Below are 25362 nucleotides of genomic sequence, written 5' to 3' on the forward strand. Positions count from 1 at the left end.
GTCCTCTCAGGTGTGGCTGTATTCCACGAACGCGTCGCGAATGAGCGTACGGTCGTCGGGGGTCTTGGCCAGCGCCCCCAGGCTCGCCAGGGCGGCCGGGTCCACCAGATCGGCCACGCCGAGCGACACCAGGGCGGCGACCCAATCGATGGTCTCGGCCACGCCCGGCGGCTTGTCCAGGTCGAGATCCCTTGCGGAGCCCACGAATTGGGTGACGTGTTCGATCAGCGGGGCCGCGGCGCCCGGGACCGTGCGCCGCACGATCGCGGCGGCGCGCGCAGCCTCGGGATAGTCGATCCAGTGGTACAGGCAGCGGCGGCGCAGCGCGTCGTGCAGGTCGCGGCTGCGGTTGGAGGTGAGCACGGCGATGGGCGGGCGCTCGGCGACGAAGGTGCCCAGTTCGGGCACGGTGACCGCGGCCTCACCGAGAAACTCCAACAGCAGCGCCTCGAATTCGTCGTCGGCGCGATCGATCTCGTCGATCAGCAACACCGGCGGGGTGGGCCCGCGGTGGCGCACGCAGCGAAGGATCGGCCGGTCGACCAAATAGGCCTCGGTGTACAGGTCGGCCTCGGCGATCTCCGTGTGCTGGGCTTCGGCCAGCCGGATGGACAGCAGCTGGCGTTGGTAGTTCCAGTCGTAGAGCGCCTCGCCGGCGGTCAGCCCCTCGTAGCATTGCAGCCGCACCAGCGGGGTATCCAGCACGCCCGCAAGGGTTTTCGCGGCGGTGGTCTTGCCCACCCCCGGCTCGCCCTCCAGCAGGAGGGGGCGGCCCAGCGTGACCGCCAGGTAGATCGCGGACGCGGTCCCGACGTCCAGCAGGTAGTCCCGCGCGTCGAACCGGGCGATCACGTCGTCGACGTCGCTGAACACCGCAGGCGTCATGCGCCGGCTTTCTCCGCGAACGCCGTACGGCAGCCGGGGCCGCAGAACCAGTAGTCGGTGCCGGCCAGCCGCAGGTGCTCGACGGCCGGGCCGGTCGGCACGGTCATTCCGCAGACCGGGTCGACCGCGTCGGCGGGGGCCGGCACGGAAACGGCGCGGGCGACGTCGCCGGCGCGGATGCCGGCGATCAGCTCGGCGGCGATCGACACCGCGATCTCCGCCGGCGTCTTGGCGCCGATGCGCAACCCGACCGGGGTGTGGATGCGGGCCCGCTCGGCGTCGGAGAGCTCGAGCGGGCCCAGGATCGAGGCGCCGCGCACCCGGCTGGCGACCAGGCCGATGTAGCCGACGCCGTGGTCCAGTGCGGCGCGGACGATGTCGGCCTCCGGCCCGCCGTGGCTGGCGATCACGATGGCGGTGGCGTCGGTCATGTGCGCGTCGCGACGAACTTCGTAACCAAGCACGACGCAGATTTGGGCCAGGGCGTCGGCGATCGGCGTCTCGCCGTAGATCTGGATCATCGGCGGCGGCAGCTGCGGCGTCAGGAAGATCTCCAGCGACCCGCCGGACAGGCACGGGTTGACCACGACGCAGGCGCCGGGCGCCTCGGGGAAGTGGACGTCGCCGTCGGGAAGCACGCGCAGCAGCACGCTTTCGCCCGCCTGCAGCGCGCCCAGCGCGGCCTTGCGGACCGAGTTCTGCGCGCACTGGCCGCCGACGAAGCCCTCGATGGTGCCGTCCGCCAACAGGATCGCCTCGTCGCCGGGGTACGCCGAGGCGGGCGGTTGGGCGCGTACCACCGTCGCGCGCACGAACGGCGTGCGCGCGGCCAGGAGCTGTTGAGCCCGTTCGCTGATGGCGGTCATCTGCTGATTGCGCCCCTCCTCTCGTTCCTCGCTCTGCATCGTCACGGCGCGCTAAATCGGGGGCCTCGCCCTGCCCTGCATGGCCTCCCACACCCGCGACGGGGTCAGCGGCATGTCGGCGTGCCGGACCCCGAAGGGCGCCAACGCATCCACCACCGCGTTCACCACGGCGGGCGGCGAGCCCACGGTGGCCGATTCGCCGATGCCCTTCGCGCCGATCGGGTGGTGCGGCGAGGGCGTCACCGTGAAACCGGTCTCCAGGTGCGGCACTTCCACCGCGGTCGGGATCAGGTAGTCCATCAGCGACCCGCCCAGGCAGTTGCCGTCGGCGTCGAACGCGATCATCTCCATCAGGGCCATGCCGATGCCGTCGACGATGCCGCCGTGCACCTGGCCCTCGATGATCATCGGGTTGATGCGGGTGCCGCAGTCGTCGACCGCCAGGAAGCGCCGCACCTTGACCACCGCCGTGCCCGGATCCACGTCCACCACACAGAAATACGCGCCGTAGGGGTAGGTGAGGTTCTCGGGGTTGTAACAGACTTCGGCGTCCAGGCCGCCCTCGATGCCCTCGGGCAGGTCGCCGGCGCCATGCGCGCGCATCGCGATGTCGGCGATGGTCACCGACGCAGACGGGTCGCCCTTGACTCTGAAGGTGCCCTTCTCCCATTCCAGGTCGGCGACCGACACCTCGAGCATGCCCGAGGCGATGATCTTCGCCTTGTCACGCACCTTGCGGGCGACCAGCGCCGCGGCCGCGCCCGAGACCGGCGTGGACCGGCTGCCGTAGGTGCCCAGCCCGAACGGGGTCTGGTCGGTGTCGCCGTGCACCACGTCGATGTCGTCGGGCGGGATGCCGAGCTCCTCGGCGACGATCTGCGCGAACGTCGTCTCGTGCCCCTGGCCCTGGGTCTGAACCGACAGCCGCACAACGGCTTTGCCGGTCGGGTGCACCCGCAGCTCGCAGCCGTCGGCCATGCCCAGGCCCAGGATGTCCATGTCCTTGCGGGGGCCCGCGCCGACCGCCTCGGTGAAGAAGGCCATGCCGATGCCCATCAGCTCGCCGCGCTCGCGCTTGGTGGCCTGCTCGGCGCGCAGCGCGTCGTACCCGATCATCTCCATGGCCTTGCGCATGGTGGCCTCGTAGTCACCCGAGTCGTACGTCCAGCCGGTCTTGCTCTTGTACGGGAATTGCTCGGGCCGCAGCAGGTTTCGCAACCGGAGCTCGGCGGGGTCCATCTTGAGCTCGAAGGCCAGGCAGTCGACCAGCCGCTCGACGAAGTACACCGCCTCGGTGATGCGGAACGAGCACGCGTAGGCCACCCCGCCGGGCGCCTTGTTGGTGTACACCGCGGTCATGTGGCAGTAGGCGGCCTCCAGGTCGTAGCTGCCGGTGAACACGCCGAAGAACCCGGCCGGGTATTTCGTCGGCGCCGCCTGACCGTTGAACGCGCCGTGGTCGGCGAGCACGTTGGAGCGCAAGGCCAGGATCTTGCCGTCGTGCGTGGCGGCGATCTCGCCGACCATGATGTAGTCGCGGGCGAAGCTGGTGGACGTCAGGTTCTCGCTGCGGTCCTCCATCCACTTCACCGGCTTGCCCAGCAGCAGCGAGCCGACGATGGCGCACACGTAGCCGGGATAGATCGGCACCTTGTTGCCGAAGCCGCCGCCGATGTCGGGCGAGATCACCCGGATCTTGTGTTCGGGCAGCCCGGCCACCAACGCGTACAGGGTGCGGTGGGCATGCGGCGCCTGCGAGGTGGTCCACAGCGTGAGCTTGCCGGTCACCGGGTCCAAATCGGCCACGGCGCCGCAGGTTTCCATCGGTGCCGGGTGCACCCTCGGGTACACGATCTCCTGCTTGACCACGACGTCGGCGCGCGCGAACACCGCCTCGGTGGCGGCGGCGTCGCCGGTCTCCCAGTCGAAGATGTGGTTGTCTTTCTTGCCGTCGAGGTCGGTGCGAATGACCGGCGCCGACGGGTCGAGCGCCCGCCGGACGTCGACGACGGGATCCAGGGGGTCGTAGTCGACGTCGATCAGCTCCAGCGCGTCACGCGCCGAATACCGGTCCTCGGCGACGACGAACGCCACCTCCTGGCCCTGGAATCGCACCTTGTCGGTGGCCAGCACCGCCTGCACGTCGTTGGACAGCGTCGGCATCCACGCCAGGCCCTTCTCGGCCAGGTCCGCGCCGGTGACCACCGCCTTGACCTTGGGGTGCGCCATCGCCGCGGTCACGTCGATGCTCGCGATGCGGGCGTGCGCGTACGGCGAGCGCAGGATCGCCAGGTGCAGCATGCCCGGCAGCGCCACGTCGTCGACGTAGGTGCCGCGGCCGCGGATGAAGCGCGGATCCTCTTTGCGCAGCATCCGGCCGTGGCCGCAGGGCTTTTGGTCGTTGTCAGCGGTGTCTTCGGGCGAGGGCGGCCTGGATTCGATGGTGGTCATGACTGCGCCTGCGCCGCAGCGTGATTGGCCGCCCACTGGATGGACCGCACGATCGTGGTGTATCCGGTGCAGCGGCAGATCTGCCCGGAGATCGCCTCGCGGATGGTCTGCTCGTCGGGATCGGGATCGCGGTCGAGCAGCGCCCGGGCGGTGATCATCATCCCCGGCGTGCAGAACCCGCATTGCAACCCGTGACAGCGCATGAACCCTTCCTGCACCGGATCCAGTTGACCGTTCACTGCGAGCCCTTCGACCGTCCGGACGCTGTGGCCGGAGGCCATCACGGCGAGCATGGTGCAGGACTTCACCGGCACACCGTCGACGTCGACGACGCAGGTGCCGCAGTTGCTGGTGTCGCAACCCCAGTGGGTCCCGGTGAGCCGCAACTGATCTCGCAGGAAGTGCACCAGCAGCATCCGGGGTTCGACGTCGGCGCTCACCTGCTCACCGTTGACCGTCATGTTCACCTGCATGGTCAGTTCCCTTCTGCGCGCACGCGCTCGGCGGCGGTGCGCAGCGTGCGGATGGTCAGCTCGGAGGCCAGGTGCCGCTTGTATTCGGCGCTGCCGCGGACATCGGTGGCCGGGTCGCAGGCCTGCGCGGCGCGCCGGCCCGCTTCGGCGAATACGCTCTCGGTGGCCGGCTGGCCGACCAGCGCCGCCGACAGTTCGGCCAGACCGGCGGGATCGGAATTCACCGCCGTCAAATCCACCCGCGCGGCGGCGGTCTGGTCGCCGTCGAGGGTGAGACTGGCCCCGGCGGCCGCGACCGCCCAGTCGCCCACCCGGCGCTCCACCTTCGCATACGCGCTGGAGCTGTTGTGCCGCACCGGGATCCGGACCTCGATGAGTATCTCGTTGGGGGACAGCGTGGTCTCGTACGGTCCGGCCAGGAAGTCGTCGATCGCGATCTCGCGTTCACCGGACGGCCCCCGGGCCAGGCACACCGCGTCCAGCACCGTGCACACCGTCGACAGGTCCTCGGCCGGATCCGCCTGGCAGAGCGAGCCGCCGAGGGTGCCGCGGTTGCGCACCACCGGGTCGGCGATCACGCGCTCGGCGTCCCGGAAGATCGGGCAGACCGCGGCCAGGGTGTCGGACTCCAGGATCTCCCGGTGCCGGGTCATCGCGCCGATGCGCACCAGCGTCGGGTCGGTGATCACGTAGCCGAGCTCGAGCGCGAGGTCGTTGATGTCGACGAGGTATTCGGGGTTGGCGATGCGCAGCTTCATCATCGGCAGCAGGCTGTGCCCACCGGCGACGACGCGCGCCCCCTCCCCCAACCGATCCAGCAGTCCGATGGCGTGGTCGACGCTGGTGGCGCGTTCGTATTCGAAGGGTCCGGGTACTTGCATGCGCCACAGTGTCAGCCGCCCTGACAGGGGCGTCAATGGCGAGTTAAGTAATCCCTGAACTCGCCGTGAAGTCGTCGTCTGCCTGCGCGTCGTGGTGGATCCGGCCGACGATGTGGGCCAGCGGCCGCCCCCCGCCGCCCCAGCGTTTGGCGATGATGTCGGCGGCGATCGACACCGCGGTCTCCTCGGGGGTGCGCGCGCCAAGGTCCAGGCCGATGGGACTGGACAGTCGGCCCAGCTCGGCGTCGGTCAGCCCGGCGGCCTTGAGCCGGTTCATCCGGTCGCCGTGGGTGCGGCGCGACCCCATCGCCCCGACGTAGCCGACCTGGGGCAGCCGCAGCGCCACCTCGAGCACCGGCACGTCGAACTTCGGGTCGTGGGTCAGCACGCAGATCACCGTGTCGCGATCGATGGCGCCCGCCTCGGCCTGGGCGGCGAGGTAGCGGTGGGGCCAATCGACGACGACGTCATCGGCCGTCGGGAACCGCGCCGGGGTGGCGAACACCGGCCGCGCGTCGCACACGGTGACCCGGTAGCCGAGGAACGAACCCTGCCGCGCCAGCGCCGCGGCGAAGTCGATCGCCCCGAACACCAGCATCCGCGGCGGCGGCGCGTAGCTGGACACGAAGACCTCCATGCCGTCGCCGAGCCGCTGCCCGTCGGGTCCGTACTTGAGCACCTCGCTGCGGCCCAGGGCCAGCAGGCCGCGCGCGTCGTCGGCGACCGCGGCGTCGGCGCGCGCCGAACCGAGCGACCCCGCCATCCCGTCGGGCCGGATCACGACCCGCCGGCCGACCCAGGCCGGGTCGGGGTGGGCGATGACGGTGGCGGTGGCCACCGCGCGGCGCTCGGCGATGTCGTCGGCCACCTCGCCCAGGTCGGGAAACGACGCGCGGGAGACCGGCTCGACGAACACGTCGATCACGCCGCCACACGTCAGGCCGACGGCGAACGCGTCGTCGTCGCTGACGCCGTAGCGTTCCAGCCGCGGCGCGCCGGTTTTCGCCGCCTCGGTGGCCAGGTCGTAGACCGCCCCTTCCACGCAGCCGCCCGACACCGACCCGGTGACCGAGCCGTCCGGAGCGACCACCATCGCGGCGCCGGGCGGCCGCGGCGCGGACCGGAAGGTGCGCACCACCGTGCCGAGCCCCGCGGTGTCACCGGCGCGCCAGATCGACATCAGCTGGGCGAGCACGTCACGCACCCTTTTAAATTAGGCTGACTCCATGACTCCGGCTCAACTTCGGGCCTATTCGGCGGTGGTTCGCCTCGGCTCGGTGCGGGCGGCGGCCGCGGAGCTGGGTGTTTCCGACGCCGGCGTCTCGATGCTCGTGACGGCGCTGCGCAAGGAGCTCGACGACCCGTTGTTCACCCGGACGGGCGCCGGGTTGGCGTTCACGCCCGGCGGCCTGCGACTGGCCAGCCGCGCGGTCGAAATCCTGGGCCTGCAACAGCAAACCGCCATCGAGGTGACCGAGGCCGCCCACGGGCGCCGGCTGCTGCGGATCGCCGCGTCCACCGCGTTCGCCGAGCACGCGGCGCCCGGGCTGATCGAGCTCTTCTCGTCGCGCGCCGACGACCTGTCGGTCGAGCTGAGCGTGCATCCCACGAGCCGGTTTCGCGACCTGATCTGTTCACGCGCGGTGGACATCGCGATCGGCCCGGCGAGCGAGAGTTCGATCGGCGCGGACGACGCGCTGTTCGTCCGGCCCTTCCTGAAGTATCAGATCATCGCCGTCGCGGCACCCAAAAGCCCACTGGCGCTTGGCGTTCCGACGCCCGCGTTGCTGCGCCAGCAGCAGTGGATGCTGGGGCCGTCGGCGGGTGGGGTGGACGGTGAGATCGCGACCATGTTGCGCGACTTGGCGATCCCGGAGTCGCAGCAGCGGATCTTCCAGAGTGACGCGGCCGCCCTCGAGGAGGTACAGCGGGTCGGCGGGGTCACGTTGACCATCGGCTTCGCGGTCGGCAAGGACCTGGCGGCCGGGCGGCTGACGCACGTGCACGGCCCCGGGCTGGACCGGTCGGGCGAGTGGTGCGCGGCGACGCTGGCGCCCTCGGCCCGTCAGCCCGCCGTCTCCGAACTGGTCCGCTTCATCACCACCCCGCGCTGCACCCAGGCGATGATCCGCGGGTCCGGCGTGGGGGTGACACGATTTCGGCCGAAGGTGCACGTGACGCTGTGGAGCTGACCGGGTGTGGACTCAGGTCCGGACGCCTCTTCGCGAGTGCGGCGTTGGCCTTGCGCGTGCGCGCAGGGCGGCGACACGCCGAAAAACCGCACCCTGAACGCACATTCGATGGGAAGGGAAACGGACGCGGCTACCACGCGTCTGACAGGTCCGCGTGCTGGCGGATCCAGGCGTGCATGGCGATGCCGGCGGCGACGCCGGCGTTGATGCTGCGGGTGGAGCCGAACTGGGCGATCGACACCGCCATCGCGGCGCCCGCGCGGATGTCGTCGGTGATGCCCGGGCCCTCCTGACCGAACACCAGCAGGCAGTCCCGCGGCAGCGCGGTCTCCTCGAGCCGCGTGGCCCCCGGGACGTTGTCCACCGCGACCACCGTCAGCCCGGCATCGGCGGCGAAGCCGAGCAGTTCTTCGGTGCTGTCGTGATGGCACAGCCGCTGATAGCGGTCGGTCACCATGGCGCCGCGGCGATTCCACCGGCGCCGGCCCACGATGTGCACGGTGTGCACCGCGAAGGCGTTGGCGGTGCGCACCACCGAGCCGATGTTGGCGTCGTGCCCGAAGTTTTCGATCGCGACGTGCAGGGAATGCCGGCGCCGATCGATGTCGGCGATGATCGCCTCGCGCGTCCAGTACCGATAGGCGTCGACGACGTTGCGAGTGTCGCCCTCTCGCAACAGGACTGGGTCATACCGCGGGTCGTCGGGCGGCTCACCCGGCCACGGCCCCACCCCGGCGGCGGGTGCGGCCCATTCGGTCGGCCCGGGCCCCGGTTCGCTCATCGCGGCGTCCACACCCCGGCGTGCGTGCCGTCGACCGCCACCGTCGCGTAGAGCAGCGCCTCGTTGATCTCGCCCTGCGTGCACAACGACGCGCTGACGCGCACCGCGTCCAGCGAGGCGTCGGGCAGGACCAGCACCGACGACCCGTACACCGAGCACGCCGGGTTCAGCCCGGCGCCGGGCAGCGTCGGGGACGCGAGCAGCATCAGTGGACCGCCGCGGTCGGCCGATTCGTCGCGATACCGGGCGGCGAGCCCGTCGGCCTCCAGGCCCAGCAGCATGTAGCCGGCGCCGTTGAACGCCGCGGGATCGCCGAGCTGCTCCTTGGCGATCGGCGCCCCGTCGGCGCGCCAGGCCGACAGGCTGACGGTCCTCACCGACAGGCCGGTGTCGTTGGCGTTGGTGGGCATCAACCCCACCGGGAACGCGGCCGGGTAGGCCGCCGAGCTGTTCGGGATCCGGTCGCGCGGCGAGTAGGTGTACACGCCGCGGACCTGGCTGCGATCCTTAAGCGGCCCAAGGCAAACCGTCCCGGCGAGCCGATCGCCGGAAGCCGCCAACGGCGAGTGGACGTCGGGCGCCTTGCCGGTCGGGCGGTCGCAACTGCCCAGCCCGTTGGACTCCATCGGATGCGACAGCGCGCCGTAGAGCCCGAACCGGATGTCCTCGGGTTTGGCGTGCGGGGCCTGCGGGTTCGCCGCCGAGGCGTCGACGTCGACTAGCACATAGTCGTCGTCCCAGCGCAGGTTCGACACCGCCATGTTCCAGCCCAGCAGCGAAAGCGATTCCCCGAACCGCGCGCCCTGGGCGCCGTAGGGGCGGGCCGGCTGGCCCGGGTCCGTACAGCCCATCAGGAGCACCAGCAGGCAGGCCGCTATCGCGAGAAGCTGCGCGCGGCAATGCAAACTAGCTCAACCCCAGATCGGTGAGGCCCAGCACGCTTCGGTACGGCAGGCCCTCGGCCTCGATGGCTTCGGCCGCGCCGGTCGAGCGGTCCACGACCGTGGCCACACCGACCACGTGTCCGCCGGCGTCTTGGACGGCGCGCACCGCGGTCAGCGCCGACGCGCCCGTGGTGCTGGTGTCCTCGACGACCAATGCGCGCTTACCGGCCACCTCCGAGCCCTCGATAAGGCGTTGCAGCCCATGGGTTTTCGCCGACTTACGCACGACGAACGCGTCGATCGGGCGGCCCGGCGCGTGCATGACTGCCGTGGCGACCGGGTCGGCGCCCAGGGTGAGGCCGCCGACCACCGCGTAATCCCAGTCGCGGGTGAGGTCGCGCATCAGCGTGCCGATCAAGGCCGAGGCCCGGTGGTGCAGGGTCGCGCGGCGCAGGTCGACGTAGTAGTCGGCCTCCTTGCCCGACGACAGCGTCACCTTGCCGTGCACCACCGACAGCCGGCGCACCAGCTCGGCCAGCTCGTCGCGGGAGTCGGTGTGCGGGTCAGGTCCGGCCACGGCCGCCACCGATTCGCTTGGTCACGGCCCGCATCAGGGTCCGCGGAATCATCCGCTCCGCGGCGATGACCGCCTTGTACTGCAGGCCGGGGATGCTGATCACCTTGCCGCGCGCGACGTCGGCCAGGCTCTGGTTCACCACGTCGTCCACCTCGAGCCATAGGAACGACGGCGACTTGGCCATGTCGATCCCCGCGCGGGCGTGAAACTCGGTGTGCACGTAGCCCGGACACACGGCATGCACCCCCACGCCGGTGCCTTGCAGGCCGACGGACAGGCCTTCGCTGAACGAGATCACCCACGCCTTGGAGGCGGAGTAGGTGGATCCGCGCCCGGGCACCAGCCCGGCCACGCTGGCGATGTTGATGACGGTCCCGGCGCCGGCGTCGAGCATGGGCGGCAGGGCCGCCCGGGTGAGGTGCATAACCGCGGTGACGTTGACGTCCAGCTGGGATTGCAGCAGCGCGGGGTCGGTCGTCCAGAAGTCGCCGGAGGTGGCGAAGCCGGCGTTGTTCACCAGGACGCGCACCCCGCGGGACAGGCGTTCGCAGACCCGGTCGCGGCCGGCGCCATCAGCCAGGTCGGCGGGCAGCACCTCGATGTCGCCGGCCCGGCCCTGCAATTCGCCGGCGAGGTCCGTCAACCGGTCGACGTCGCGGGCGACCAGGACCAGGTCGTAGCCGTCGTTGGCATAGCGTCGCGCATAGCCGGCACCGATCCCGGAAGTGGGCCCGGTGATCAGGGCTACGGGACGAGGCATGAGCGACATCCTAATGACGGCGGCCACGCCGCCCACCCGGCGCCTGGCGCGCCGTCAGTGTTGATAGTTGGTGGCCTGGTGGCCGTTGCGGCCCGCCGGCGGCGGCCGGCGAACGGCGTCCGGGCCGTGCTGCTCGCGGCGGATCGGCTCGGCGGGCCGGCGCGCGGACGCGTCACCCAGCAGCCCGGCCACGTCTTGCTGCGGGCGCCGGGGCGGCAGCTCGGCCCGGCCGGCGGGCGCCAGCGGGCGGCTCGGCGCCGCGCTGCGCGGCCCGGGGGGCGCGCCCGCCTCCTGCTGGGTCTCCTCGGGCAGCGGCGGCAGCACCCGCAACAGGTCGTTGAACTGGCGCACGGTGCGCAGGCCCTCGTCCCACTGGGTGCGGGTGCTGGTGATGGGCATGGCGACCAGCGTCCAGTTCTGCTCGTTCCACATGATCTCGGCGCAGTCCGGGGCGGTGTGCGCGAAAGTGACCATGCGGCGATCGCACGCCCGCCGGGCGGCGTCCAGGTTGGTGGAGTACACCATCCGCGGGCCGATCGCGCCCAGCAGCCAAATGTCGCTCTCCCGTGGCTCTTTGAGGCCCTTGAGCCGCAGGTCCACCACGACGTTGGTGCCCACCTTGCGGTGCAGCGCGATCACGGTGGCGACTTCCTCGAGGTCGAAGATGTACACGGCCTCACCGCGGATCTGACCCAGCACGACGTTCTCGGCGGCGATGTCGCCCACCGTCGAGATCACCCCGCGCTTCCAGCGCTTGAGGATGTCGGCCGATTCCCGCTCGTAGTCGAACCCGTGCGAGCGCGCCCACGATTTGCGGCGCCTGCTGCGGCCGCGGCGTCGATCGAGGTCGACGTACAGCAACACGCCCGCGCCGACGAAGCACAGCGCGGAGAGCGTGAACCAAAGGGGGACCATCCCACACAGGGTATCTGCATTTGCTCCGGAATAAAGAAGTCCGGTCGGTCACAACCCAATCACAGCGTGGCGACCGCGAGCGCGGCGTAGCCGGGCGAAGCGGGTCGCCACCCACGGGACGAAATGTCCGCCCCGTGGGATGGTCCCAATTTCGGGGTCAGCCCAGGATCAGCGAATCGCCGTCCGGGCTGACGTTCACCGGCACGGTGTCGCCGTCGTGAACGTCACCCGCCAGCAGCAGCTTGGCCAGCTGGTCGCCGATGGCCTGCTGCACCAGCCGGCGCAACGGCCGCGCGCCGTACATCGGGTCGAACCCGCGCTGCGCCAGCCACTGCTTGGCCGGAAGCGACACCTCCAGCGTGAGGCGGCGCTGCGCCAGCCGCTTCTGCAGCTGCGCCAGCTGGATGTCGACGATCGACACCAGCTCGCCGGGCTCGAGGCCGTCGAAGATGATCACGTCGTCCAGCCGGTTGATGAACTCCGGCTTGAACGCCGACCGCACCGCGGCCATCACCTGCTCCTCGCTGCCGCCCGACCCGAGGTTGGACGTCAGGATCAGGATGGTGTTGCGGAAATCGACCGTGCGGCCCTGGCCGTCGGTCAACCGGCCCTCGTCGAGGACCTGCAGCAGCACGTCGAACACGTCCGGATGCGCCTTTTCGATCTCGTCGAACAGGATCACCGTGTAGGGACGCCGGCGCACCGCCTCGGTCAGCTGGCCGCCCTGGTCGTATCCGATGTATCCGGGCGGGGCGCCGACCAGCCGGGCGACCGAGTGCTTCTCGCCGTACTCGCTCATGTCGATACGCACCATCGCGCGCTCGTCGTCGAACAAGAACTCCGCCAGCGCCTTGGCCAGCTCGGTCTTACCGACACCGGTCGGCCCGAGGAACATGAATGACCCGGTCGGCCGGTTCGGGTCGGCGACCCCGGCCCGGCTGCGACGCACCGCGTCGGAGACGGCCGTCACCGCGCGCTTCTGGCCGATGACGCGCTTGCCCAGCTCGTCCTCCATGCGCAGCAGCTTGGCGGTCTCGCCCTCGAGCATCCGGCCGGCGGGGATGCCGGTCCACGCCGACACCACCTCGGCGATGTCGTCCGGTCCGACCTCCTCCTTGAGCATCACGTTCTCCCGCGCCTCGGCCTGGGGCAACGCCGCGTCGAGCTTCTTCTCGACCTCGGGGATGCGGCCGTAGCGGAGCTCGGCGGCCTTGGCCAGGTCGCCGTCGCGCTCGGCGCGCTCCGATTCCCCACGCAGCGCCTCGAGCTGCTCCTTGAGCTCGCGGACGACGTCGATCGCGCTTTTCTCGTTCTGCCAGCGGGTGGTCAGCTCGGCCAGCTTCTCCTTCTGGTCGGCCAGCTCGGAGCGCAGCTTCTCCAGCCGCTCCTTGGACGCCTCGTCCTCCTCCTTTTCCAGCGCCATCTCCTCGATCTCGAGGCGGCGGACCAGCCGCTCGACCTCGTCGATTTCGACGGGCCGGGAGTCGATCTCCATCTTCAGCCGGCTGGCGGCCTCGTCGACCAGGTCGATGGCCTTGTCCGGCAGGAAGCGGGCGGTGATGTAGCGGTCGGACAGCGTGGCCGCGGCCACCAGGGCCGAGTCGGTGATGCGCACCCCGTGGTGCACCTCGTAGCGGTCCTTCAGGCCGCGCAGGATGCCGACGGTGTCCTCCACCGACGGCTCGCCGACCAGCACCTGCTGGAAGCGCCGCTCCAGGGCGGCGTCCTTCTCGATGTACTTGCGGTACTCGTCGAGCGTGGTGGCGCCGACCAGGCGCAGCTCGCCGCGGGCCAGCATCGGCTTGATCATGTTGCCGGCGTCCATGGCGCCCTCGCCGGTCGCGCCGGCGCCGACGATGGTGTGCAGCTCGTCGATGAACGTGATGATCTGGCCGGCGGAGTTCTTGATGTCGTCGAGGACGGCCTTAAGCCGCTCCTCGAATTCGCCGCGGTACTTGGCGCCGGCCACCATCGAGCCCAGGTCCAGGCTGATGACGGTCTTGTCGCGCAGGCTCTCGGGCACGTCGCCGGCCACGATGCGCTGGGCCAGGCCCTCCACGATCGCGGTCTTGCCGACGCCGGGCTCACCGATCAGCACGGGGTTGTTCTTGGTGCGCCGCGACAGCACCTGCACGACGCGGCGGATTTCGTTGTCCCGCCCGATGACCGGGTCGAGCTTGCCCTCGCGGGCGCGGCCGGTCAGGTCGGTCGAATACTTCTCCAGCGCCTGATAGGTGGCCTCCGGCTCGGGGCTGGTAACCCGGGCGCTGCCGCGCACCTTGACGAAGCCGTCGCGCAGCGCCTGCGGCGACGCGCCGTGGCCCGTCAGCAGCTTGGCCACGTCGGAATCGCCGGTGGCCAGGCCGACCAGCAGGTGCTCGGTGGAGACGTACTCGTCGTCCATCTCCGTGGCCAGTTGCTGGGCGGCGGTGATGGCGGCCAGCGATTCGCGCGAGAGCTGGGGCTGCGAGCTGGCGCCGCTGGCCTGAGGCAGCCGCTCGACCAGGCGCTCCGCCTCGGCGCGGATGGTCGCGGGCTGGACGCCGACAGCCTCCAGCAGCGGTCCCGCGATCCCGTCGGCCTGCGTCAGCAGGGCCATCAGCAGGTGCGCGGGCCGGATCTCGGGGTTACCGGCGGCCGAGGCAGCCTGGAGCGCCGAGGTCAGCGCCGCTTGCGTCTTGGTTGTCGGGTTGAAAGAGTCCACGACGACCTCCGTTCAGTTACCAAAGGTTTGCGGAAAATGCTTGTCGGGATGTTCAACGTCGTCAAGGTTGAGTGTGTTCCGCTCAACTCTAACTAGTTTTGGGCGATACTGTGCACCGGGTACCCGGGTAACGATGACGCAGACAGAACGGCTCCAGAACGAAGCCTCCCCGCGTCGGGTTTCCGGCGCCGTCAGGGGGGCCATCGTGGTCGGCGGGTTGGCGCTGGCGGGTCTGGCCGTCGCCGGATTTTGCACGGACAGCCCGTCAGCGACGGTCCCCGAGGCCGGAACATTGCAGGTCAATGGCACCGGCACGACGAAGACCATCCGCTGCCAGGGCGGCTACCTCTCGGTCAGCGGCCAGACGAACACGGTCACGGTCACCGGCCACTGCACCAGCGTCAGCGTCTCCGGCCACAGCAACCGCGTCGCCGTCGACAGTACGGACGCGGTGAGCACCTCCGGAACCGGCAACGCGGTGACGTACCACTGGGGCTCACCCAACGTCGCCAACGCCGGGACGGCCAACACCGTCAAGCAGGGCTGAGCCCGGTCACGGGCGATAGGCCGCCGGCAGGCCGAGTTCGTCCGCGTCCCCGGTCAGGTAGCGCTGCACGCTCGGCGCGATCAGCCCGACGACCTCCTCGGCGTCAAGCTCGGCCAGCGGCCCCACCCGCATCACGTAGCGGAACAACGCCGTGCCCACCAGGTTCGTCCCAGCCAGGTTCGCCCGCAGCACGGTGTCGGGCCCCTCGCCCAGGACACCGGAGATGGCCGCCATCACGTAGCCGCGCATGAACTCGCGGAAGGCCTCGTACGCGTCGGAGTTCAGCATCGCCGAGTGCAGCATGGCGACCATGGTCGGGCCGGTCTCCGGCTCTTCCCAGATCCGCAAATAGGCCCGGACCAACCGGATCCCGACGTCCTCGCGCGGCCCGTGGGTCATCGCGGCGACCAGCACGTCGCCGTCCAAGATGAGCCGCATCGACTCACGGAACAGCTCGGCCTTGGAACCGAACAGGTACAGCACCATCGCGGCGTCCACGTGGGCGTCGTCCGCGATCTGACGCAGCGTCGTCTTCTCGAAGCCCTGGGCGGCGAACCGCCGCTTGGCCGCGCGGAGCACGGCGTCCTTGGAGACCGGTTCGCCCTGGCGACGACCCCTCCGCTTTTGCGCGCCTCCGGCGCCGGGGGCTTTTTGCGCGCCTCCGGCGCCAGCGGCAGGTGGCGGCATACGACGACGGTATCATTTCATTGAGTGTTGAAAAATATCGCACGGCGCAGCGACCCGCCTAGAATCGGGCCCCGTGGGGCTCGAGGACACCGACGCGTTGCGGTTGCTGCGCGACGCGTTCGCGCAGGACGAGGCCGGGCCCGACAACGAGGTGGTCCGGCGGTTCTACACCCAATGGTTCGGCCTCGACGTCTCGGTGCGCGATCTGTTCCCGCCCGACATGGGTGATCAGCGCACCGCTTTCGCCCACGCCCTGCGCTGGGTGTACGGCGAACTCGTCGACCAGCGCGCCCAGGAACCGGTGGCCTTCCTCGCCCAACTCGGCCGGGATCACCGCAAATACGGTGTGCTGCCACAGCATTACGACACGTTGCGGCAGGCGTTGTTCTCGTCGCTGCGGACCCACCTCGGCGACGCCTGGACCGACGCCGTCGACGAAGCCGCCACCCAGTCGCTCAACCTGATCACCGGGGTGATGCGGGGCGCGGCCGACGCCGAGGAGGGCCCCGCCTGGTGGGACGGCACGGTGATCGAGCACATGCGGGTGTCCCGCGACCTCGCCGTCGTCCGGCTGCAGCTCGACCGGCCGATGGACTATCACGCCGGCCAGTACGTCAACGTCCACGTCCCGCAATGCCCGCGCCGCTGGCGCTACCTGTCCCCGGCCATCCCGGCGGACCCGGGCGGCGGCATCGAATTCCACGTCCGCGTCGTGCCCGGGGGCCTGGTCAGCACCGCCATCGTCCACGAGACGCGGCCCGGCGACCGGTGGCGGATGTCCAGCCCGCACGGCGGCCTGCGGGTGGACCGGGACGGCGGCGACGTGCTGATGGTCGCCGGCAGCACGGGCCTGGCACCCCTGCGGGCGCTGATCATGGATTTGTGCCGATACGCGGTGAACCCGCGCGTGCACCTGTTCTTCGGCGCCCGTTACCGCTGCGAGCTCTACGACCTGCCCACCCTGTGGCAGGTGGCCTCCCACAATCCGTGGCTGTCGGTCTCGCCGGTGTCCGAATACGGCGCCGACCCGGCGTGGGCCGCCGACTATCCCGACTGCACGCCGCCGCGCGGCCTGCACGTGCGCCAAACCGGCCGGCTCCCCGAGGTCGTCACCAAGTACGGCGGGTGGGGCGACCGGCAGGTCCTGATCTGCGGCGGTCCCTCGATGGTGCGAGCCACCAAGGCCGCCCTGATCGCCAAAGGCGCTCCCCCGGAACGGATTCAGCACGACCCACTATGGAGGTAGGCATGCGCGTCGTCACCCTGCGCGACCAGGCATCGGCGTTGGCCGCGGAATTCGTGCCCGAGGCCGGCATGATCGGTACCTCGCTGAGCGATGGCGGCGTGGAGCTGCTCGGGCAGCGGCGCGGGCTGGACGCCTATGTGACGGCGGGCAAGACGATGGGAATCCCGATCCTGTATCCCTGGGCAAATCGGTTGGGCGCGAACAGCTATACCGCCGAAGGCGTGACGACGACGCTCACGCCGGGCCAGAACGGGGTTCGCGCGGATCCCAACGGCCTGCCGATCCACGGCGTGCTGGCCGCTTACCCGGGCTGGCGGGTGACGGCCGAGTCGGCCGACGAGTTGGTCGCCGAGTTGGATTTTGCCGCCGATCCGCAATTGCTGGCCAGCTTCCCCTACCCGCATCTGCTGACGGTGGCGGTGCGGCTGGCCGAGCGGACCTTAACGGTGCGCACCACGGTAACTGCGACCGGCGGTCGCGCCGTCCCGCTGTGCTTCGGGTTCCACCCCTACCTGCAGCTGCCCGACGTGCCGCGCGCCGAGTGGGTGATCGAGACGCCGCCACTGCGTCATCTGCGGCTCGACGACGTCGGGCTGCCCACCGGTCAATCCGAACCCCAACCGGCGCTGTCGGAGCCCCTGGGGGACAGAGCTTTTGACGATGCCTACGACCAGGTTCCCGACGGCGCGGTGTTCGCGGTTTCAGGCGGCGGCCGGCGCGTCGAGGTGCACTTCGAACGTGGGTATCGCGCGACGCAGATCTTCGCGCCCACCGGAGACGACCCCGCGACACGAATCGTCTGCTTCGAACCGATGACCGCGCCGACCGACGCGCTGCGCCGCGGCGGCTATCGCCGCGCGCGGCCCGGCGAGCCCGCGGTGGCGCAATTCTCCATCCACGCATAGGGATTCGACCCGCAAATGAACACGACGTCTATCGGGCAAGGCGGCGGGCAAGACCCCGAGGACCAGACGCTAACGTCCCCGGCGCGGTTGCCACACCACCACGGCGGTGCTCTTGGGCACCACCGCCAGGTCGCGGCGCTGGCCGGCGCGCACCTGCGCCAGCTCCTCGGTGAGCTCCTTGACCCGCGCCTGCAGCGCCTCGACCTGGTTGGTCAGCTCGATGATGCGCTTGATGCCGGCCAGGTTGACGCCCTCGTCCTGGGACAGCCGCTGCACCTCGCGCAGCAGGTCGACGTCGTGTTCCGAATAACGGCGTCCCCCACCGGAAGTGCGGCGCGGACTGACCAGGCCGAGGCGATCGTAGGTGCGCAGGGTCTGGGCGTGCATGCCGGCCAGCTCGGCGGCCACCGAGATCAGGAACGTCCGGGATTCCTCCCGTGAATTCTTCGCCATCAGCGGTTACCTGCCCATCCCGCTCGCGGATCGAACCCACTGGCCCGCTCGGCGGCCGCGTAGGCCTCCAGCGCCTCGGCCGCGGCGCCCTCCAGGTTGGGCGGCACGGCGACCTTGACGGTGACCAGCAGGTCACCGTTGCCGCCGCTTCGCTTGGGAACACCCCGACCGCGCACCCGCAGGATGCGGCCGTCGGAGGTGCCCTTGGGCACCCGGACGCCAACCTTGCCGTCCAGCGTCGGCACCGAAATCGTTGAGCCCAAAGCCAACTCGGCGAAGCTGACCGGAACGGTCACGGTGAGGTCATCGCCGTCGCGGCCAAACACCTTGTCGGGCCGCACATGTACCGTCACGTACAGGTCGCCCGACGGGGCCCCGCGTAACCCGGCCTCGCCCTGCCCGGGCAGCCGGATGCGTTGCCCGTCCTCGACGCCCGGCGGGATCCGCACGTTGATGGTGCGGGTCCTGGTGGTGACCCCGGTGCCCTTGCACTCCTCACAGGGGTGCTCGATGATCGAGCCGCTGCCCCGGCAGTCGGTGCAGGGTTCGGAGAAGCCGAACGCCCCCTGGTTGCGGCTGATCACGCCGGAACCGTTGCACGTGGGGCACACCTTGGGGCTGGTGCCCGGCCGCGCTCCGCTGCCGTGGCAGTTGGTGCACGGTGCCGGGCTGGTCAGCCGCAACGGCATGGCCACACCCTTGGCGGCCTCGATGAAGTCCAGTTGCGTCTCGGTTTCCAGGTCGTTGCCGCGTCGCGGCCGGCTGGGACGGGCGCTGGCGCCGCGCCCGAACAAGCCGCCGAACAGGTCACCGATGTTGGTGCCGCCGCTTCGGCCGGCGGCATCGAACAAATCGTTGAGGTTGAACTCGGCGCCGTCACCACCGACGTTGAAGCCACCGAAGCCACCGGTGTCGAACCGGCGACCGCCGAAACCGCCGCCCGCGAACAGGCGGCGGGTTTCGTCGTACTCCTTGCGCTTCGCCGGATCCGACAACACGTTGTGCGCTTCCGAGACCGCCTTGAATCGCTCGCCGGCGGCTGGATTGTCGGGATTGGCGTCCGGATGCAGGTCGCGCGCTAGCTTCCGGTATGCGCGTTTGATCTCTTCGGGACTGGCGTCGGAGGAGACGCCCAGCTCCTTATAGAAGTCCTTTTCGACCCATTCACGCTGGGCCATGTCGCGTCACCCCCTCCCACCTTTCTGGTCCGTTGTTGTGCTGATTGTGTGGTCTATTCACCGGATGCGCCGGGGTTATCGCCCGATTCGCCCGGGTCGGCCGCCGGGGCGGTCTCGTCTGCCACCGTGTCGATGACACCGACCAGGGCGTGCCGCAGGACCTGGTCGCCCAGTTTGTAACCCTGCCGCATGACGGTGCCGATCACCGGCTTGGAGCCGTCGCCACCGTCGCCCTCGTGCTGCACCGCCTCGTGCAACACCGGGTCGAAGTCCTCGCCTTCCTCGCCGAACGCGATCAGGCCGAGCCCGGTCAGGGCGCCGGTGAGCTTGTCGGCCACCGACTTCAGCGGGCCGGACTCCAGGTCGCCGTGCTTGCGGGCCCGCTCGAGATCGTCGAGCACGCCCAGCAATTGGGTGACGACGCCGGCCTTGGCCCGGTCCGCCGCGGCCTGCTGGTCGCGCAGCGCGCGCTTGCGGTAGTTGGCGAAGTCGGCCTGGACCCGTTGCAAGTCGCCCAACAGTTCGGCGGCCCTGCCGGCCTCCTCGGGTGATTCACCCGAGGAGTCGCCCGGTACAGCCCCTCCCGGCGCCCCGGATGCTTCGGGGCCGGGAGAGGACTGCCGGGCTTCGCCGGTTTCGGGATCGATCCGCCGCTTGTCGGTGACGGTCACCGGTTCGTGGGGGCTGCCATCCGGTTGGTGAAATCCCTCCGTCACTTGGCCTCCCGGTCGTCGTCGACCACCTCCGCGTCCACCACGTCGTCAGCGGAACCGGCTTGTGAGCCACCGGCCCCGTCGCCACCAGCGCCGCCGGCCGCTTGGGTGGCCTCGTAGATGGCCTGGCCGAGCGCCTGGGACTCCTGGCCCAGCTTCTCCATCGCCGACTTGATCGCGGAGATGTCGGTGCCGGCCAGCGCCGACTTGGCCTCGGCCACCGCGGCGTCCACCTTGTTCAGGGTGTCCTCGGGAACCTTCGAGCCGCCCTCGGCCTCGCGCTGTTCCTTGACGAACTTTTCCGTCTGGTAGACCAGCGTCTCGGCCTGGTTGCGGATGTCGGCTTCCTCGCGGCGCTGACGGTCCTCCTCGGCGTGCGCCTCGGCGTCCTTGATCATCCGGTCGATCTCCTCCTTGGACAGGCCGGAGCCCTCCTGGATCTTGATCGTGTTCTCCTTGCCGGTGCCCTTGTCCTTGGCCGTGACGTGCACGATGCCGTTGGCGTCGATGTCGAACGTGACCTCGATCTGCGGGACGCCGCGCGGAGCCGGCGGGATGCCGGTCAACTCGAACGAGCCGAGCAGCTTGTTGTGCGAAGCGATTTCGCGCTCACCCTGGAAGACCTGGATTTGCACCGACGGCTGGTTGTCGTCGGCGGTGGTGAAGGTCTCCGACCGCTTGGTCGGAATGGTGGTGTTGCGCTCGATCAGCTTGGTCATCACGCCACCCTTGGTCTCGATACCGAGGCTCAGCGGCGTGACGTCCAGCAGCAGAACGTCTTTCACCTCACCCTTGAGCACACCCGCCTGAAGAGCCGCTCCCACCGCTACAACTTCATCGGGGTTGACGCCCTTGTTGGGCTCCTTGCCGCCGGTGAGCTCCTTGACCAGGTCGGTGACCGCGGGCATGCGGGTGGAACCACCCACCAGCACGACGTGGTCGATCTCGGAGACCGAGATGCCGGCGTCCTTGATGACCGACTGGAACGGCTGACGGGTGCGGTCCAGCAGATCTTGGGTGATGCGCTGGAACTCGGCGCGGGTCAGCTGCTCGTCGAGGAACAGCGGGTTCTTGTCCGCGTCGACGGTGATGTAGGGCAGGTTGATCGAGGTGCTCTGCGAACTCGAGAGCTCGATCTTGGCCTTCTCGGCGGCTTCACGCAGCCGCTGCATCGCCATCTTGTCCTTGGTCAGGTCGATGCCGCTGGTGCCCTTGAACTTGTCGACGAGCCAGTTGACGATCCGGTCGTCCCAGTCGTCCCCACCGAGGTGGTTGTCACCACTGGTGGCTCGGACCTCGACCACGCCCTCGCCGATCTCCAGCAGCGACACGTCGAAGGTGCCACCGCCGAGGTCGAAGACCAGGATGGTCTGTTCCTTCTCGCCCTTGTCCAGGCCGTACGCCAGCGCCGCCGCGGTGGGCTCGTTGACGATGCGCAGCACGTTGAGGCCGGCGATCTGGCCGGCTTCCTTGGTCGCCTGCCGCTGGGCGTCGTTGAAGTACGCCGGCACGGTGATGACGGCGTCGGTGATGTCCTCACCCAGGTACGCCTCCGCGTCGCGCTTCAGCTTCATCAGCACCCGGGCGCTGATCTCCTGCGCGGTGTATTTCTTGTCATCGATCTCGATGGACCAATCCGTGCCCATGTGCCGCTTGACCGAACGGATGGTGCGGTCGACGTTGGTCACCGCCTGGTTCTTGGCGGGCTGACCGACGAGCACCTCGCCGTTGCGCGCGAACGCGACGATGGACGGGGTCGTCCGTGAGCCCTCGGAGTTGGCGACGACGACGGGGTCACCGCCCTCGAGAACTGCGACGACGGAGTTGGTGGTCCCGAGGTCGATACCGACCGCACGAGCCATAGTGATTCCTCCTGCTGATTGATTAGAGCTTCTTTGGTGCCACTATGCTGAGTGAACCCCGCTCAAGACTGCTCCCGCCGACACCGTGGTGTCAACTGAGCATTGAGTGTGGTCCGCTCAACTTGTTGATCATGCTAACGGCGGTCGTCGCCGCCTTGTTCCCCGGACCCCGGCCCGTGTGGGGTGCGAAGACGAACCGGCAGGTCCGCGACGGTTGAGTAGTGGCCGTGAGTGCCCGATCACCCCTGGACTGCAGCGGGGCGCCCGGCGTAGCGGTCCCGGAACGGCTTGCTGGCCGCAGGGCCCGCGGTGAACACGAAGTCAGGGCCGTCGACCCGGCGTCCCGAAACACGATCAACCAAGACCGGTTCGGCCTCGACTCCGGTCTCCGCGTCGACGAGCACCATGCTGCGCTCGCCCGGTTGGAGTCGCGCGTTGCCCCACGCGGCCAACGCGACGATGACGGGACGCAGCGAGCGTCCGAGATCCGTCAAAACGTATTCGTGCCGAACGGGTTTCGTCTGATACGGACGACGTTCGAGGATGCCGGCTTCGACCAGTCGTTTCAACCGGGCCGCCAGCAGACTCGACGACACCCCCAGGTTCTCCTGGAACTCGTCGAAGCGCGTGTAGCCGTCAAAGGCGTCGTGCAGGATCAGCAGGGTCCACCACTCGCCGACCAGCCCCAGCGTCGCCGACAGTGGGCACTCGCGGTCCTCGAGTCGGATCTTCTCAGCCATTCCGCCACCTTGACTTCTAAATCAGAAGTTAGTAACTTCGGTTTCAGAAGTAAGTCTACTCGCAGGAGAAGCTTATGAGTCAAGAGCCGCTGCCCCAAGCCATTTCGGACTATCTGACCGCATCTGAACAGCGCGATGTCGACGCGGTGGTCGCGTGTTTCAGCGACAACGCCAGCGTGTTCGACGAGGGCAAACGCCGGACCGGTCCGGCCGAGATACGTCGATGGCGCGAAGACGTCGACACCGCATTCGAATACACCTCCACGGTCACTGGTGCGAGGGCGCTCGGCGAAGCCGACGGTACGCAGCGTTACGACGTCTACCTGCATCTCGAGGGCAACTTCCCCGGCGGCGAGGTTGACTTGGTCAACAGCTTCGCCATTCGCGACGGCCAGATCGTGGACCTGCGCATCGTGCCGGCGACCACCTCGCCGCCGGCGCCAACCACGTCGCAATCCAGGTCCTGACCGCGGAGGGCGCCAGCCCTATGCCCGGTTACCGGGCGCTGGCATCCGTCCTGTTCGGCCCGTGAAGCCGCCGAATCCGGGTTTGCGGGCACTGACCGAGCGGATCGGCGGAGCGGTGGGTTAGCCTGAGCTTTCCCCGGAGCCAACACGGCAGGACCCCATGTCATCGCAAGACAGCGCCGCCGCGCGGCTCGCCCGCGAAGAGTCGGGCTATCACAAGGGCCTGAACAACCGCCAGATACAGATGATCGGCCTCGGCGGCGCCATCGGCACCGGCCTGTTCCTCGGCGCCGGCGGAAGGCTCGCGTCGGCGGGCCCGGGGCTTTTTCTGGTGTACGGGGTCTGCGGCATCTTCGTCTTCTTGATCCTGCGCGCCCTTGGGGAGCTGGTGCTGTACCGCCCCTCCTCGGGGTCCTTCGTGTCGTACGCGCGTGAGTTCTTCGGTGAGAAGGCCGCGTTCGCGGCGGGCTGGTTGTACTTCGTCAACTGGGCGATGACCGGCATCGTGGACACCACCGCGATCGCGCACTACTGCCACTACTGGACGACGTTGCAGGCCGTGCCGCAGTGGACGTTGGCGCTGATCGCGCTGATCCTCGTACTGGCGATGAACCTGATTTCCGTCAGGCTGTTCGGCGAGCTCGAATTCTGGGCATCGCTGATCAAAGTCCTCGCGCTGGTGACGTTCCTGGTCGTCGGCACGGTGTTTCTAATCGGCCGCTTCAAGGTCGACGGTCACGATCCCGGTATGTCGCTCTGGGATAGCCACGGCGGGTTCTTGCCGGCCGGCTTGCTGCCCCTGGTACTGGTCACCTCGGGGGTGGTCTTCGCCTATGCCGCGGTCGAGCTCGTCGGCATCGCGGCCGGCGAGACCGCGAATCCGCACAAGATCATGCCGCGGGCGATCAACTCCGTTGTCTTTCGCATCGCCATCTTCTATATCGGGTCGACGGTCCTGCTGGCGCTGCTGCTGCCACACACCGCTTATCGCGACCACGTGAGCCCGTTTGTCACCTTCTTCTCGAAGGTCGGCTTCGGCGGGGCCGGCAGCGTGATGAACCTCGTCGTGCTCACCGCCGCGCTCTCGAGCCTGAACGCCGGGCTGTACTCCACGGGCCGCATCCTGCGGTCCATGGCGATCAACGGCAGCGGCCCGAAATTCACCGCGCCCATGACCAAGAACGGCGTGCCGTACGGGGGGATCCTGCTCACCGCCGTGGTCGGCCTGCTGGGCATCGTGCTCAACGCCGTCAAACCGAGCCAGGCGTTCGAAATCGTGCTCCACATCGCCGCCGTGGGTGTCGTGGTCGCCTGGGGGACGATCGTGGCCAGCCAGCTGCGGTTCTACCGGCTGTCCCGCGCCGGGGCGGTGCAACGGCCGCACTTCCGGATGCCGCTGGCGCCCTACAGCGGCTACCTGACGCTGGCCTTCCTGGCCGGTGTCCTGGTCCTGATGTTGTTGGACAAGGTCCAGGGCCCGTGGTTGCTCGGCGCGATGGCCCTGGGCATCCCCGGGCTGATCGGCGGCTGGTATCTCGTCCGCCATCGCGTGCACGCCGCCGCCCAAGAGGCCGCGCTGCCCGCGGCCGACCCGCCCGCGGCGGCCTAGGGCTCGTCGATGTCCTGACCGCCGGCCAAATCCGCGCAGTCGACGATCTCGACGTCGTTGCGGGTGCGCAGGAACTCGCCGGCGCCCCGGTCGCCGGAGATGCTCGCCAAGACCTCGGGCCAGTGCCGGCGGGCGATGACCACGGGATGTCCCGGGCGGTCGCCGAATGAGGCCCGCGCCAGCCCGCCCGGCGACGCGATCGCGCGGTCGAGGACCCGCGCCACCACCGCGGGCCCGACGTCGGGGGTGTCGATGACGTGCAGCACCGCGTAGTCCGCGCGCAGGCGGTCGGCATGCTCCAGGCCGGCGCGGACCGAGGCGCTCAGCCCGTCGCGCCACCGCCCAGCGGTCACCGCGGTGGACCCGGCCGGAACCGCGACCTGGGCGGCGCCCAGCACGACGACCACGTCCGCGCAGCCGCCGGCGCACAGGGCGTCGACCGCCACCTGAAGCCAACCCTCGACCAGCACCTTCGGCTTGCCGTAGCGCCGGCCCGCGCCCGCGGCCAGCAGCACCCCGACGCTGTGGGGCGCCGGGCCGCTCGACTGCGATAACGGCACTCTCCTATGATGACATTCAGCTTCTC

At 69.6% G+C, this 25362-nt stretch carries 25 protein-coding genes; 6 read left to right on the top strand and 19 right to left on the bottom strand.

Annotated elements, in window-relative coordinates:
• Positions 1–6: 6 nt before the first annotated feature.
• The 6 genes from ACEL92_RS24575 to ACEL92_RS24600 are packed head-to-tail and all read right to left on the bottom strand — an operon-like array spanning position 7 to position 6760.
• A complete protein-coding gene (locus ACEL92_RS24575; RefSeq protein WP_374023176.1) occupies positions 7–885 on the bottom strand; it encodes an AAA family ATPase in 879 nt (292 codons plus the stop codon).
• Complete coding sequence (locus tag ACEL92_RS24580; protein WP_374026372.1) at positions 882–1751, bottom strand: XdhC family protein; 870 nt, start codon at positions 1749–1751, stop codon at positions 882–884. Before ACEL92_RS24580 ends, ACEL92_RS24575 begins: the two co-directional genes overlap by 4 nt.
• A gap of 51 nt (positions 1752–1802) precedes the next feature.
• Complete coding sequence (locus tag ACEL92_RS24585) at positions 1803–4202, bottom strand: aerobic carbon-monoxide dehydrogenase large subunit (protein ID WP_374023177.1); 2400 nt, start codon at positions 4200–4202, stop codon at positions 1803–1805.
• Positions 4199–4675, bottom strand: a complete 477-nt coding sequence (locus ACEL92_RS24590; RefSeq protein ID WP_374023178.1) for a (2Fe-2S)-binding protein — start codon at positions 4673–4675, stop codon at positions 4199–4201. Before ACEL92_RS24590 ends, ACEL92_RS24585 begins: the two co-directional genes overlap by 4 nt.
• Before the next feature lie 2 nt (positions 4676–4677).
• The gene (locus tag ACEL92_RS24595; RefSeq protein WP_374023179.1) at positions 4678–5556 is read right to left on the bottom strand and encodes a xanthine dehydrogenase family protein subunit M; all 879 of its coding nucleotides are present in this window, start codon (positions 5554–5556) and stop codon (positions 4678–4680) included.
• Between the two features lie 43 nt (positions 5557–5599).
• Entirely contained in the window at positions 5600–6760 is a 1161-nt protein-coding gene (locus ACEL92_RS24600; protein WP_374023180.1) for an XdhC family protein, read from the bottom strand.
• Positions 6761–6782: 22 nt separating this feature from the next.
• Here ACEL92_RS24600 and ACEL92_RS24605 point away from each other — a divergent pair, with 22 nt between their 5' ends.
• A complete protein-coding gene (locus ACEL92_RS24605; RefSeq protein WP_374023181.1) occupies positions 6783–7748 on the top strand; it encodes a LysR family transcriptional regulator in 966 nt (321 codons plus the stop codon).
• Positions 7749–7878: 130 nt separating this feature from the next.
• Here ACEL92_RS24605 and ACEL92_RS24610 read toward each other — a convergent pair whose 3' ends face one another.
• The 6 genes from ACEL92_RS24610 to clpB form a co-directional block, all read right to left on the bottom strand.
• Positions 7879–8529 carry a TrmH family RNA methyltransferase gene (locus tag ACEL92_RS24610; RefSeq protein ID WP_374023182.1) on the bottom strand — a complete coding sequence of 217 codons (651 nt, stop codon included), beginning with the start codon at positions 8527–8529 and terminating at the stop codon, positions 7879–7881.
• Positions 8526–9380: a hypothetical protein gene (locus tag ACEL92_RS24615; RefSeq protein ID WP_374023183.1), complete on the bottom strand. Its 855-nt coding sequence runs from the start codon at positions 9378–9380 to the stop codon at positions 8526–8528. Before ACEL92_RS24615 ends, ACEL92_RS24610 begins: the two co-directional genes overlap by 4 nt.
• A gap of 55 nt (positions 9381–9435) precedes the next feature.
• Positions 9436–9999 (bottom strand): orotate phosphoribosyltransferase, encoded by a 564-nt coding sequence (gene pyrE, locus ACEL92_RS24620; RefSeq protein WP_374023184.1) that lies wholly within the window; start codon positions 9997–9999, stop codon positions 9436–9438.
• Entirely contained in the window at positions 9977–10750 is a 774-nt protein-coding gene (locus ACEL92_RS24625; protein WP_374023185.1) for an SDR family NAD(P)-dependent oxidoreductase, read from the bottom strand. The genes pyrE and ACEL92_RS24625 overlap by 23 nt, the downstream gene beginning before the upstream one ends.
• A 54-nt stretch (positions 10751–10804) precedes the next feature.
• Positions 10805–11665: a trehalose monomycolate transport factor TtfA gene (gene ttfA, locus ACEL92_RS24630; RefSeq protein ID WP_374023186.1), complete on the bottom strand. Its 861-nt coding sequence runs from the start codon at positions 11663–11665 to the stop codon at positions 10805–10807.
• Positions 11666–11822: 157 nt separating this feature from the next.
• On the bottom strand, positions 11823–14369 hold the full coding sequence (gene clpB / locus ACEL92_RS24635; protein ID WP_374023187.1) for an ATP-dependent chaperone ClpB: 2547 nt from the start codon (positions 14367–14369) through the stop codon (positions 11823–11825).
• Positions 14370–14502: 133 nt separating this feature from the next.
• Between clpB and ACEL92_RS24640 the strand changes: the two genes are divergently transcribed.
• Positions 14503–14916 (top strand): DUF3060 domain-containing protein, encoded by a 414-nt coding sequence (locus ACEL92_RS24640; protein ID WP_374023188.1) that lies wholly within the window; start codon positions 14503–14505, stop codon positions 14914–14916.
• 6 nt (positions 14917–14922) lie between these two features.
• On the opposite strand, the gene ACEL92_RS24645 is transcribed toward ACEL92_RS24640, so the two are convergent.
• Positions 14923–15603, bottom strand: coding sequence for a TetR family transcriptional regulator (locus tag ACEL92_RS24645; RefSeq protein WP_374023189.1), 681 nt, complete (start codon positions 15601–15603; stop codon positions 14923–14925).
• 73 nt (positions 15604–15676) lie between these two features.
• On the opposite strand from ACEL92_RS24645, the gene ACEL92_RS24650 reads away from it, so the two are divergent.
• Complete coding sequence (locus ACEL92_RS24650; protein WP_374023190.1) at positions 15677–16849, top strand: FAD-binding oxidoreductase; 1173 nt, start codon at positions 15677–15679, stop codon at positions 16847–16849.
• A 2-nt stretch (positions 16850–16851) separates the two neighbouring features.
• Entirely contained in the window at positions 16852–17754 is a 903-nt protein-coding gene (locus ACEL92_RS24655; protein WP_374023191.1) for an aldose 1-epimerase, read from the top strand.
• Positions 17755–17823: 69 nt separating this feature from the next.
• Here ACEL92_RS24655 and ACEL92_RS24660 read toward each other — a convergent pair whose 3' ends face one another.
• The 5 genes from ACEL92_RS24660 to ACEL92_RS24680 form a co-directional block, all read right to left on the bottom strand.
• Positions 17824–18207, bottom strand: a complete 384-nt coding sequence (locus ACEL92_RS24660; protein ID WP_067268708.1) for a heat shock protein transcriptional repressor HspR — start codon at positions 18205–18207, stop codon at positions 17824–17826.
• Positions 18207–19385 carry a molecular chaperone DnaJ gene (dnaJ, locus tag ACEL92_RS24665; RefSeq protein ID WP_374023192.1) on the bottom strand — a complete coding sequence of 393 codons (1179 nt, stop codon included), beginning with the start codon at positions 19383–19385 and terminating at the stop codon, positions 18207–18209. The genes ACEL92_RS24660 and dnaJ overlap by 1 nt, the downstream gene beginning before the upstream one ends.
• Before the next feature lie 53 nt (positions 19386–19438).
• The gene (gene grpE / locus ACEL92_RS24670; protein WP_374023193.1) at positions 19439–20101 is read right to left on the bottom strand and encodes a nucleotide exchange factor GrpE; all 663 of its coding nucleotides are present in this window, start codon (positions 20099–20101) and stop codon (positions 19439–19441) included.
• Positions 20098–21960, bottom strand: a complete 1863-nt coding sequence (dnaK, locus tag ACEL92_RS24675; RefSeq protein ID WP_374023194.1) for a molecular chaperone DnaK — start codon at positions 21958–21960, stop codon at positions 20098–20100. Before dnaK ends, grpE begins: the two co-directional genes overlap by 4 nt.
• A 239-nt stretch (positions 21961–22199) precedes the next feature.
• A complete protein-coding gene (locus ACEL92_RS24680; protein ID WP_374023195.1) occupies positions 22200–22700 on the bottom strand; it encodes a winged helix-turn-helix transcriptional regulator in 501 nt (166 codons plus the stop codon).
• 74 nt (positions 22701–22774) lie between these two features.
• Here ACEL92_RS24680 and ACEL92_RS24685 point away from each other — a divergent pair, with 74 nt between their 5' ends.
• Both ACEL92_RS24685 and ACEL92_RS24690 read left to right on the top strand, forming a co-directional pair.
• Positions 22775–23167, top strand: coding sequence for a nuclear transport factor 2 family protein (locus ACEL92_RS24685; RefSeq protein ID WP_374023196.1), 393 nt, complete (start codon positions 22775–22777; stop codon positions 23165–23167).
• A gap of 160 nt (positions 23168–23327) precedes the next feature.
• A complete protein-coding gene (locus ACEL92_RS24690; protein ID WP_374023197.1) occupies positions 23328–24776 on the top strand; it encodes an amino acid permease in 1449 nt (482 codons plus the stop codon).
• Here the strand turns inward: ACEL92_RS24690 and ACEL92_RS24695 are convergent.
• Complete coding sequence (locus ACEL92_RS24695) at positions 24773–25336, bottom strand: NTP transferase domain-containing protein (protein ID WP_374023198.1); 564 nt, start codon at positions 25334–25336, stop codon at positions 24773–24775. The genes ACEL92_RS24690 and ACEL92_RS24695 overlap by 4 nt on opposite strands.
• Positions 25337–25362 lie beyond the last annotated feature (26 nt).

This window comes from Mycobacterium hainanense (assembly GCF_041890355.1).
Classification (GTDB): domain Bacteria; phylum Actinomycetota; class Actinomycetes; order Mycobacteriales; family Mycobacteriaceae; genus Mycobacterium; species Mycobacterium hainanense.